This window comes from Pseudomonas sp. P5_A12, assembly GCF_056400685.1.
In genome coordinates, this window is the sequence record NZ_JBFUKU010000188.1 from 1 (window position 1) to 11,216 (window position 11,216).

An 11,216-nucleotide genomic window follows, 5' to 3' on the forward strand; every position below is an offset into this window, starting at 1 on the left:
CTCCAAGGCCGGTACGTAGCAGTGTCAGGAAACTCGTCCCGACTTCCGCCGTGACCTTGTAGATCACTTCGAACCGTTCACGCATGCGGTCGCTTTTCAGCCGGTGAATTTTCTTGTGTATGCACACCGCGATGTAGATCGTCAGCAGACAAAAACCATGGCTGACGATGGGCGCGCAGGCCATTAACGACTGGAGAAGGGCTTGCAGCTCGGCCTGACTTGTCGAGTGGACCAGCAAGGGGATGGCGCCAAGAATGAAGCCCACGATCAGTTCGATTTTAAAGCGCCTGAGAAACGCGCCAGACTCATTACGTGAATTGTTCTTCCAACGGTTGCTCATCAAATGTAAACGCCTTGGTGGTTGTGAAAAGTAGCGGATGCGCAGGGCTCAAGCGGGAAAACCCGCCGGTCAATTCATGACGATTGCGATCCGGGAAACACTTTAAAACAACTGCTGAAACACTTATGTCTGAAGCTTCCGAGGGTGTTGGAGGGCGATTCCCACAGAGCTGTGGGGTTTGCGAGAAGTGCGGGTTTTAGCTGGGTTCACAACCCTATATCGTTCAAGTCTGCTTCACTGGCTTGATCAGACTCTCAGCCGGGATCCCGAACAACTCATGCAGTTTCCAGATCATTGGAAGCGTCAGGGCGCGTTTGCCATCTCGACAGAGTCGGTGTCGATTGCGTCGTACTGCTTGTGAGCCGACAAACTTCAGCTTGAAAAAACTAGCCTCAAGCCTATCGAGTAATCAGCTTTTTGCATGTAGAAAATGGCATCACGCGACAGCTGATCAAAATCTGATGCCTGTAAAAAAGGGCCTGCCTCCCGGTAAGCCCTTTTTCATTCCCTCGTACGAATCAATCCCCCAACGCTTCCCCCTCACGCCGAGGATCCGCCCCTCCAGCCAGCGCCGCTTTCCCTTGCGCATCCTTGACCCGAACAATCGCCTGGGTACCGCTGGTCATGTCAATCTCACTCACGCTGTGCCCTTTGTCCTTCAGCGCCTTAATCAACTCGGCACTGAACTCTCCCTTTTCCAGCTCCGTCGGGCCGTTGCGGCTGCCGAAGTTGGGCAGGTTGATGGCGGCTTGCGGGTCGAGGTTCCAGTCGAGCAGGCCGATGGTGGATTTGGCGACGTATTCGATGATTTGTGAGCCGCCGGGGGAGCCGAGGGTGGCGAGGAATTCACCGTTATGGCGGTCGAAGATCAGGGTCGGCGCCATGGACGAACGGGGGCGTTTACCGGGCTCGACGCGGTTGGCGACTTTTTGCCCGTTTTCTTCGGGGATGAACGAGAAGTCGGTCAGCTCGTTATTGAGCAGGAACCCCTGAACCATCACGTGCGAACCGAATCCGGATTCAATGGTGGTGGTCATGGACACGGCGCCGCCTTGGTCATCCACGGCCACCACTTGTGAAGTGGAGATTCGCAGCGGCGAACGGTCCGGCGCGTAGGCCACCTGAATGCCCGGCGGGATGCCGGGTTTGGCCACGCCCATGCTGCGATCACCGATCAGGGCGGCGCGGCTGGCCAGATAGGCCGGGTCGACCAGCCCTTTGACTGGCACGGGCACAAAGTCGGCGTCGGCCACGTATAACGCGCGGTCGGCGTAAGCCAGGCGTTCGGCTTCGGCGATCAGGTGCACCGCTTCCGGAGCGGGCTCCGTGCCTGCGGGTTTGTCGGTCTTGACCGGTTTAAGTGGCGCCAGGGCGAAACGCGGGTCGCGGGTTTCAAGGGCCTGCAAGGTGCCGAGGATCTGCGCCACGGCGATCCCGCCTGACGACGGCGGCGGCATGCCGCACACCTGCCAGCGTTTGTAGTCGGTGCACAGCGGCGCGCGTTCCTTGGCCTGGTAGCCCTGGAGATCGTTCAGCGACAGGCTGCCAGGGTTGGCGTGCCCATGAACCTTGGTGACGATCTCCAGCGCGATGGCGCCTTTGTACAGCGCGTCAGGTCCTTCATTGGCTATGCGCTTCAGAACTGCGGCCAGTGCCGGATTTTTCAACAGTGTTCCGACGGCTTTCGGGCTGCCATCCGCATTCAGAAAGTAGGCCACCATGTCCGGCGAGCTGCGCATGGACGAATCCGAGGCGATCAACTGGTGCAGGCGCGGCGAGATGGGGAAGCCTTGGTCCGCGAGTTGGATGGCCGGTTCGAACAGAGTCGCCCACGGCAGACGACCGTGTTTGCGATGGGCCAGCTCAAGCGCTCGCAAAACGCCAGGCGTTCCCACCGAACGGCCCCCAATTTGCGCTTGGGTGAATGCCATCGGTGTGCCGTCAGCCTGTAGGAAAAGCTTCTCGGTGGCGCCAGCCGGTGCCGTTTCGCGACCGTCGAAAGTACGTACCGCCTTGCCGTCCCAGAGCACGATCAATGCACCGCCGCCAATGCCGGAGGATTGTGGCTCGACCAGCGTCAGCACCGCTTGCATTGCAATCGCGGCATCAATCGCCGAGCCACCCTGACGCAACATCTCCCGACCGGCTTCGGCCGCCAAGGGATTAGCCGCGGCTGCCATATGTCTGGACGCGTACCGGGTTTGCAGATCTGTGCGATAGCCCGTGGCGCTTTCTGGCGCAACCGGCAGCGTAGACGTGGGTGGTGCGTTACAAGCGGTGAGGATGAGCGCAGCGGCGACCAACGACAGGGCCGAGCGGCTCAAGTGGAAGATTGAGATCACGTTAGGGCACTCCGTCCGTGGGAAAGTTACCGGGACTTTATCGGCCACCTCGGCGTGGCGCAAACCAAAGCCTGCAGTAAAGCTGCTTTTGCCCTTCATGAGTCGACGGATATTCTGTAGGGTCGGGGGCAACAGACTGACCAGAAGATCAACAAGAGGCAGACATGCACACCGAGTTCCCCACCCAGCCAAGTTACCGTACTCAACGAGAGCAGTTCCTCGCGGCAGCGACCGAGGCCGGTGCGACATTGACCGAATACCCGCATCCACTCAAAGGGCCTTTCGGGGAGCCGTTGAGCACCGATGTGGCGGTGTTGGGCGATCCGGGGGCCAAGCGCTTACTCATTGCGTTGAGCGGTACACATGGCGTCGAAGGCTTTTACGGTTCGGGTTGCCAGATCAAATGGATGCAGGAGTTGGGCAAGCGCACACTGCCAGCCGATGTCGCCGTGGTGTTCATTCACCTGATTAATCCCTGGGGCACCGCCTGGTTGCGTCGGGTTAACGAAGACAACATCGACCTGAACCGCAATCACCTGAACTTCGAGCGTCCGTTACCGGACAATCAGGCTTACGCAACGCTGCATGACATCTACGCTTGCACCGAGCTGCAAGGTCCTGAGCGTGAACGCGCCGATGCCTTGTTCGACGAGCAGATCTGCAAGCATGGCTGGCCGGCGGTGATGTCGATTGTCGAGGGTGGCCAGTACAGTCACCCCGACGGTCTGTTTTACGGTGGGCTGGCGTCAAGCTGGTCGAACCGCACGTTGCACGCCATCCTGCAAAAGCACATCGCCCATGCCGACGTGGCCATGTGTTTCGACTTGCACACGGGCGCCGGCGAGTACGGTCATCCGATGTTGCTGACGATCACAGAGGCGGCTTATCCGGCGCTCCCGCAGGCGCAGGCCATTTACGGCCCGTGGCTTTACACGTTGCTGACCGGCACCGACACCCTGAGCGAAACCGGTGTGGCGGCAACCGCTACCGGCTACACCTCGCAGGCACTAATCAATGCGTTACCGCAGGTACGATTGATGCCCTTTGTGATTGAGTGCGGGACGTACCCGGGGGCGGACGTGCATCGTCATTTGCGCGATGACCACTGGCTGCATTTGCATGGCAACCCGAGTGATGCGGTGGGGCGCGGGATCAAGCTGAATCTGCTGGAGCAGTTCTATCCGGCGGACAATGACTGGCAGGCCATGGTCTGGCTGCGGACGTGGCAAATTTGGGAGCGGGCGCTGTCAGCGTTGCCGACGATTCGCACCTGATGCGGATTACCCTGAACTCATAGGGTTCAGGGTACTTTTCTCGAGGCATAAAAAAACGGCCTACCTTTCGGTAAGCCGTTTTTAGTACTTGGTGGCTACACAGGGACTTGAACCCCGGACCCCAGCATTATGAATGCTATGCTCTAACCAACTGAGCTATGTAGCCAAGTGGCGCGCATTATTGGCTTGGAACGATGATGTGTCAAGCGTAAATCTAAAATATTTCTCTACGCTTTCAACTGCTTATCCTCCAGACCCGAAAAATCGGGCCGGAGGAGGGCATCAACTGAGCTGAAATCTCCCGGTATTCGCACTCAGGGCCTTGCTGCCCTGGCTCAAGGTGTCTGCCGCCAGGTTCACTGCCCGCGCGCCTTCCAGCAGCCTTACCGCCGCCTGATCAACTTGTTGAATGTTGCCGCTGACTTCATTGGCGGTGCTGGCCTGTTCTTCCACTGCGGTCACAATTTGCACTAGGTTGTCGGTCATTAGCTGCATTGCGCCATCACCTGTAGGGTGGTGAATTTTAGTTCGTTAGCTGGCTAAGGGGATGGCAATGTCGCACCGAAAAATGGCACATTGACGCACCTGCCCGCGTGCACCCATCCGCTGTACGGAAATACTCATGGCTATCAGCAACGTTCAGACCGGCGCGACGTCGGCACCCGCGACTTCACAAAGCAGCCCTTTGGTCGTGCGCATCATCKGCGCGGTGGCGCTGGCGCACCTTATCAACGACCTGATCCAGTCGGTGCTGCCGTCGATTTATCCGATGCTCAAGGCCAACTATGGCCTGACCTTTACCCAGGTCGGATTGATCACGCTGACCTTCCAGCTGACTGCTTCGCTGTTGCAGCCGTGGGTCGGTTATTACACCGACAGGCACCCCAAACCCTGGCTGCTTCCCGCCGGTACGGTGTGCACGCTGATCGGTATTGTCATGATGTCGATGGTCGGCACGTTCCCGTTGATTCTTCTGGCGGCCGGGTTGATCGGTATCGGTTCATCGACCTTTCACCCGGAAGCCTCTCGCGTGGCGCGACTGGCCTCGGGCGGGCGATTTGGTCTGGCGCAATCGACCTTTCAGGTGGGCGGGAATGCCGGGGCGGCGTTCGGGCCGTTGCTGGCGGCTGCGATCATCATTCCCTACGGTCAGGGGCATGTGGCCTGGTTCGGGCTATTCGCCGTGTTCGCGTTGTTCGTGCTCTACCGGATCAGCCGCTGGTACGCCAATCACTTGAGCTTGTTCAAGCTCAAGCAAGGCCAGGCGGCGACTCACGGCTTGTCGAAGGGCAGGGTGATCAGTGCGCTGGTGGTGCTTGGTTTGCTGGTGTTCTCCAAGTACTTCTACATGTCCAGCCTCACCAGCTACTTTACGTTCTACCTGATCGAGAAATTTGACCTGTCGGTGGCCAGTTCGCAGCTGCACTTGTTCCTGTTTTTGGGCGCGGTAGCGGCGGGGACCTTCTTCGGTGGGCCGATCGGCGACAAGATCGGGCGTAAGGCGGTGATCTGGTTCTCGATCCTGGGCGTTGCACCGTTCACGTTACTTCTGCCGCACGTTGACCTGTTCTGGACCAGCGTCCTGAGCGTAATCATCGGCTTCATCCTCGCCTCGGCGTTCTCGGCCATCGTGGTGTATGCCCAGGAATTGGTGCCGGGTAATGTCGGGATGATTGCTGGCGTATTCTTCGGCTTGATGTTCGGTTTCGGCGGGATTGGCGCGGCGTTGCTCGGGCATCTGGCGGATGTGCATGGCATTGAATACGTGTACTTCCTGTGTTCGTTCCTGCCGTTGTTGGGTGTGTTGGCGATCTTCCTGCCGAGAACCAAAAAGGCCTGAGTCCACACAGATTCCCCTGTGTGAGCGAGCCTGCTCGCGATGAGGGTATAACAGTCAGCACCTGGGTTGACTGTTATACCGCCATCGCCCGGAGGTTCATTCGCCTGTGAATACCGGCTTGCGCTTTTCGAAAAAGGCGCGTGCACCTTCCGCCTGATCCTTGCTCGCCGCGCAGCGCAGGAAAGCCTTGCGCTCTTCGCGCAGCCCTTCGTCCAGTGTCCTCTCGTCAGCACCGACAATACAGCGCAGTACACCGTCCACGGCCAGCGGCGCCTTCTGTGCCAGTTCCTGCGCCAGTGCCATTGCGGCTGCCTTGAGTTCGGCGATTGGATGAATGGAATGCACCAGACCCATGCGCAAGGCCTCGTGGCCGTCGATCCGACGGGCACGCAACACCATATCGAGCGCATTGTCACGACCAATGCAGCGGGTCAGACGTACCGACCCGCCCCAGGCCGGCACGGTACCCAGATCCATCTCGGGGAGGCCGATCTGAGTGCCGGTATCGGCGGCGAGACGGAAATGGCAGGCCAAGGGCAGTTCGAGCCCACCGCCCAGGCAGTAGCCTAACATAGTGGCAACCGACGGCTTGCCCAAGGATTCGATTCGCGCCAGCACGCGCAGGCGCTGGTCAAGCACGGTGTCCCAACCGCCGCGCGCTGGAACTTCGCGCATCGCCTCCTTGAGGTCCATGCCAACGGAGAAGTTGGTTTCACCTTCGCCCATGAAAAGCAGGGTACGCACGCTTGAATCGCTGGCTGCCTCCTCAAGCGCCGCTTCCAAAGCATCAATGTAGGCGAAGCTCATTCGGTTAATCGGTGCGTCATTGATGCTGATCGACATAACGGCGCCGTGGCGCGTGATCAACAAGGGATTTTCGTTGGACATGATGAGTGATTCCTTTTCGTGCGGGGCACGCATGCGTGGTTGTACGGCGATCGCAAAGTGATCGACCGTCAAAAAATGTGGAAATGTATTCGTCGCAGGCAAGCGAGTTATGCCACTTCAGGGGGCAGTTCCGGTTCCGGGAAAATATGGCCGCCTTCCATGGCCCATGAAGCGGGAATGTCGACTACTGCCACGACCACGGCATTGGCATCGGCCCCGGTGAGTGCCATATAAACCTCGGTGATGCCGCGCAGGATGGCATGGCGGGTCGCTTGTGGTCGTCCTGCACGAATCTGGCCGCGAATGATCGCCGGGGTCGCGACTTGGCCGGCGGTGAATGCGCTTCCCGCTTCAAGCTCCTTGAATAGCACGTGCACATAGCTGGCTGGTGCGCCTGTCTCCTTGGTGTGAATCGATGTGATGGACTCGGCCAGCGATTGGCGTTGACGCTCGGTGAGCGTTCCTTTGACGGTCTGGCATTCATAGAGGGGCATGGAAAACTCCTTTAAAGGGGTTATGGAACACTCAAGTACACAGGGCTTCAGCCCTTCAACTTGATGATCAGATTGATCAGCCTATTGGCCTTCAACGGCCCCTTGTCGTAGGGGGGGCGCATCATCTTGGTGGCGTCGAAGAAGCCCTGGCGATAGACAGGGCGCATTTTGGAAAAAGTCTGGAAGCCCTCGTAGCCGTGATAGTGGCCCATGCCGCTGGCACCGACGCCGCCGAAGGGCATGTCATGCTGCGCCACATGCAACAGAGCGGTATTGATGCTGACGCCGCCCGACATGATGTGGGTCATGTAGTAGTCCTGCAGCGTGCGGTCCTTGGTGAAGGGATACAGCGCCAGCGGCCTGTCGTGCTGGTTGACATAGCCAGCCACTTCTTCGCGGCTGGTGTAGGTCTTGACTGGCAGCAGCGGGCCGAAGATCTCGCGCTGCATGATGAGCATGTCGTCGCTGACGTTGAAAACCAGGGTCAGCGGGAATTTGCGCAGCGCCTTGTTCGGCGTCTGCCCGGGGAAGAGGCTGACTGCGCGCGCGCCCTTGGCCACAGCGTCATCCAGCGTGGCCTGCATGCGGTCATAAGCGCGCAGGTCGATCATGGAGGTGTAGTCGGCATGATTGATGTCCGGGTAGCGCTCGGCGATCACGCGCTGGGCTTCGCGTTCGAAGTCCGCCTCGGAGCCAGCAGGAATGAAGACATAGTCGACGTTGGTGCAGATCTGGCCGGCGTTGAAGGCCTTGCTCCACATGATGCGATCGACGGCCAGGGTCATCGGGAAGTCCGGCGCGACCACAGCGGGTGATTTGCCGCCCAACTCCAGCGTCACCGGAGTCAGGTTGCGTGCAGCATTTGCCATTACGGCACGGCCGGTCTGGCCCGAGCCCGTGAAGAAGAGATGGTCGAAGGGGATCGAGGAGAAAGCCGGGCCCACCGAGCCATTGGCGCCGCCGTCTTCGAAAAACTGAAGCTGTTGCGGTGGGAAGTATTCCGGCGTGATGGACATCAGCAGGCGCGTCAAATTGTTCGAGTTTTCCGACATCTTGATCATCGCCCGGTTGCCGGCGGCGAAGATGGCGGTGAGTGGCCCGAACGACAGCATCAGCGGAAAGTTCCACGGCACGATCACGCCGACCACGCCCAGTGGCTGGGGAATCACACGGTTGCTGGAGGTGGGGTAGACCATCAGATCGATGTGGCGCTTTTGCGGCTTCATCCATTTTTTCAGGTGCTTGATGGTGGATTTGATATCCCCAAGCACGACAAAAAACTCGGCGAACAAGGTCTCGAAGGTGGAGCGGTTGCCGTAGTCCTGGTTAATCGCTCCAATCAGTGCTTCACGGTGGTCTTTAAGCATCCGCGCCAACTGGTTGAGATCTTTCACGCGCTGGTCATGGCTGCGCTCGGGCGTGGCAAGGTAGTCGGTGCGTTGGCGCTCGAAGCAGGATTGCATGGCGGGGGGAATATCTGGGGTGCTCATCGTGAGGCGCTCGTGAAGTGATTGAAAAGCGGTAAACGGGTTTGGGTCAAACGACTGGGCGCAGAAGCGGTTGCTGCGATGAGGCACATTGAGGCGTCGGCCACGCTTGTCGCGCAGCCGCTCTCGTCTCGCAAACGATTCAATACAGGGGATGCGGCGTTACGCGTCCTTGAATTCAGGCGCTCGTTTTTCCAGAAAGGCCGCAGCACCCTCTTTGAAATCTGCTGCGCTGGTTAACCGGGCGACTTCACCAAGAAGTGTTGCGAGCGCCGCTTCGGGGCCTTTTTCACGGGTCAGACGCACCGACGCAAGCGCTGCTTTGATGCCAGACGGTGAGTTTTGCGCAATCAACCGTGCGAACTCGAAAGCGCGACTCATCAGCTGGCTCTGCGGTACGACTTCCTGCACCAGCCCCATCCGGCAAGCGGACTGAGCATCGAACTCTTCCGCCGTCAGGATGTAGCGAAGCGCGTTACCGAGACCGATTTTGGCCGGCAAGAACACCGTGGCTCCCCCGAATGGAAACAACCCGACTGCCACCTCGCGTTGAATGAACGTGACATCTTCCGATGCGATAACGACATCCGCTGCTGCCGCGAGCTCCACCCCCAGGTTCATGCACTTGCCATGAACGGCGAGAATCAGCGGTTTGCTGCGACGGCGAACGGCTGGGTCGATTTCGAGCATATCGACCAATGCTGGGTCGCCGATGCGCAGCTCGCCCCGAGCGGCAAGAGGCGCGGTGCTGACGATGTCCATACCCGAGGTGAAGACCAGGCCATTGGCATGCAACACCGCACAACGCAGGCTCGGATCGTCTTCGTAGATCGCCATGGCCTTGGCCAGGCCGATGAACATGTCGCGGTCGAAGGCATTCATCTTGCGCGGTCGGTCCAGGCAGATCGACAGCACATTACCGTGGCGTGTGATAACGACCCGATCCTCAAGGCGGTCGCCGGACGCAGCATGAGCTTCGCGTTTTTCGCGCTCTTGCAGTACCAGCATCCGCCGCAGGATTTTCCCTGCCGGGGTCTTTGGAATCGAGTCGATAAACTCGATGTCGCGCAGCTTCTTGTAGGGGGTTACACGCTGTGCGACGAAGTCGATGAGTTCGGCTTCGGTCACCGGTGAGCGCAGTACCACGAAGGCTTTGGGAACCTCGCCGGACTCGGCGTCAGGGCTGGGCACGACACCGGCATCGGCAACCGCCGGGTGCATCAGCAAGACACTTTCGAGTTCCACCGGACTGATCTGGAAGCCTTTGAACTTGATGAACTCTTTTGCGCGATCGATGATCCGCAGATTGCCGYACTCATCGAGCCGCCCCACATCCCCAGTGCGCAGCCAGCCATCGGCATCGATCGCTTCGGCGGTAGCAGCCGGGTTGTTGAAGTAGCCGAGCATCACGTTGGGACCGCGTATCAGCAGTTCGCCGTCGGCGCCTGCTGCCACGTCCTGAGTACCGCCGATTTTCACCACCCGCACCTCTATGCCATGCATCAGCCGACCGACCGAGCCCTCGGCCTCTTTTGGCATGCCCGGCTCGGAAACAGCTCCGGTGGTGGTGGATTCGGTAAGGCCCCAGCCGTTGAGCACCGGTACTTTTAGTCGTTCGGCGGCACTCCTCAGCAAGTCAGCACTGATGGGGGAAGCACCGGATATGGCCAGGCGCAGGCTCGACAGGTCGAAGTGATCGACCAAAGGGTGCTTGGCAAACTGCAGCACGACGGGAGCAACGACCGGAGCGACGGTGATTTTGTAGTGCTGGATCACGCGCAATGTCGTTTCCAGGTCGAGGGCAGGTAGCACAATCAAGCGCGCTCCCTGAGAAAGAGCCGAGCCGATGAAGCTGGTTTGGCCATAGATATGGAAAAAAGGCAGCGCCGCCAGGACGGTATCAGTCTTGCGAAAAACCTCCGCGGCGGTCACCTGTTCGATCGCCGCAACGTAGTTCCGATTGCTGAGCATCACCGCTTTGGGGAAGCCGCTGGTGCCACTGGAGAACATCAGGGCCAATAGGTCTTTTTGCAAATCACGGCATTGCTCTTGGGCCAGCGGCTTGCCCATCAGCAACGAGGAAAACGGCGTCAGGCCTAAGGAGTCACCGAGCACGAAAATCTCTTTCAGCTGCAACGTGGTCAGGGTGTCGCGGAGCCTTTCGAAGACTTGCGGGGTGACAATCACCCGGGTCGCCCCAATCAGCTTGAGGAGATCACGCACGTCTTCTGGTGAAGACATAGGGTTGAGTGTGGAATACACGCCGCCGGCGAAGGCAATACCGTATAGGGCCACCGGGAACCATATGCTATTCGGCGCGATGATGGCGGTGACTTCCCCTGGCTCCAGGCCGCGCTCAATCAGGTTGGCGGCGAGCACACGTACATGCCGGGACAGTTCGGCATAGGTCAGTTGTTCACCGCTCAACCCGTCGATCAGTGCAGGGCTGTCTGCGTAGCTTTGGATTCGCTCCAGGAATAGCCCGGCGAAGGACCCGTCTGGTACTTCCAATGGCCTTTGCAACAGAAATGAATTCAAGTTTTTACCCCTC

At 59.2% G+C, this 11,216-nt stretch carries 7 protein-coding genes, 1 tRNA gene and 3 pseudogenes; 2 read left to right on the forward strand and 9 right to left on the reverse strand.

The features are described 5' to 3' along the window. From AC1DSG_RS21450 to ggt, 3 genes and pseudogenes are all read right to left on the reverse strand, one after another. A pseudogene (locus tag AC1DSG_RS21450) lies at positions 1-340 on the reverse strand (hypothetical protein); the annotation flags it as partial. A 223-nt stretch (positions 341-563) separates the two neighbouring features. Beyond that, positions 564-662: pseudogene (locus tag AC1DSG_RS21455) on the reverse strand (transcriptional regulator); the annotation flags it as partial. A gap of 196 nt (positions 663-858) precedes the next feature. Further along, positions 859-2,682: a gamma-glutamyltransferase gene (gene ggt, locus AC1DSG_RS21460; protein WP_477792680.1), complete on the reverse strand. Its 1,824-nt coding sequence runs from the start codon at positions 2,680-2,682 to the stop codon at positions 859-861. A gap of 164 nt (positions 2,683-2,846) precedes the next feature. Between ggt and AC1DSG_RS21465 the strand changes: the two genes are divergently transcribed. Beyond that, on the forward strand, positions 2,847-3,956 hold the full coding sequence (locus AC1DSG_RS21465) for a DUF2817 domain-containing protein (RefSeq protein WP_477792681.1): 1,110 nt from the start codon (positions 2,847-2,849) through the stop codon (positions 3,954-3,956). Positions 3,957-4,045: 89 nt separating this feature from the next. Here AC1DSG_RS21465 and AC1DSG_RS21470 read toward each other — a convergent pair. Both AC1DSG_RS21470 and AC1DSG_RS21475 read right to left on the reverse strand, forming a co-directional pair. Continuing rightward, positions 4,046-4,122 (reverse strand) — tRNA-Met (locus AC1DSG_RS21470). A 116-nt stretch (positions 4,123-4,238) separates the two neighbouring features. Continuing rightward, a pseudogene (locus AC1DSG_RS21475) lies at positions 4,239-4,454 on the reverse strand (methyl-accepting chemotaxis protein); the annotation flags it as partial. 124 nt (positions 4,455-4,578) lie between these two features. Between AC1DSG_RS21475 and AC1DSG_RS21480 the strand changes: the two are divergent. Next, positions 4,579-5,796 carry an MFS transporter gene (locus tag AC1DSG_RS21480; RefSeq protein WP_477792682.1) on the forward strand — a complete coding sequence of 406 codons (1,218 nt, stop codon included), beginning with the start codon at positions 4,579-4,581 and terminating at the stop codon, positions 5,794-5,796. Positions 5,797-5,892: 96 nt separating this feature from the next. On the opposite strand, the gene AC1DSG_RS21485 is transcribed toward AC1DSG_RS21480, so the two are convergent. The 4 genes from AC1DSG_RS21485 to AC1DSG_RS21500 all read right to left on the reverse strand — a co-directional run. Next, complete coding sequence (locus AC1DSG_RS21485) at positions 5,893-6,684, reverse strand: enoyl-CoA hydratase/isomerase family protein (RefSeq protein WP_477792683.1); 792 nt, start codon at positions 6,682-6,684, stop codon at positions 5,893-5,895. A 107-nt stretch (positions 6,685-6,791) separates the two neighbouring features. After that, entirely contained in the window at positions 6,792-7,178 is a 387-nt protein-coding gene (locus AC1DSG_RS21490; RefSeq protein WP_477792684.1) for a tautomerase family protein, read from the reverse strand. Between the two features lie 47 nt (positions 7,179-7,225). Continuing rightward, positions 7,226-8,668: a coniferyl aldehyde dehydrogenase gene (locus AC1DSG_RS21495; protein ID WP_477792685.1), complete on the reverse strand. Its 1,443-nt coding sequence runs from the start codon at positions 8,666-8,668 to the stop codon at positions 7,226-7,228. A 159-nt stretch (positions 8,669-8,827) separates the two neighbouring features. Then, a partial coding sequence (locus AC1DSG_RS21500; protein WP_477792686.1) for a crotonase/enoyl-CoA hydratase family protein occupies positions 8,828-11,216 on the reverse strand: 2,389 nt, incomplete at its 5' end.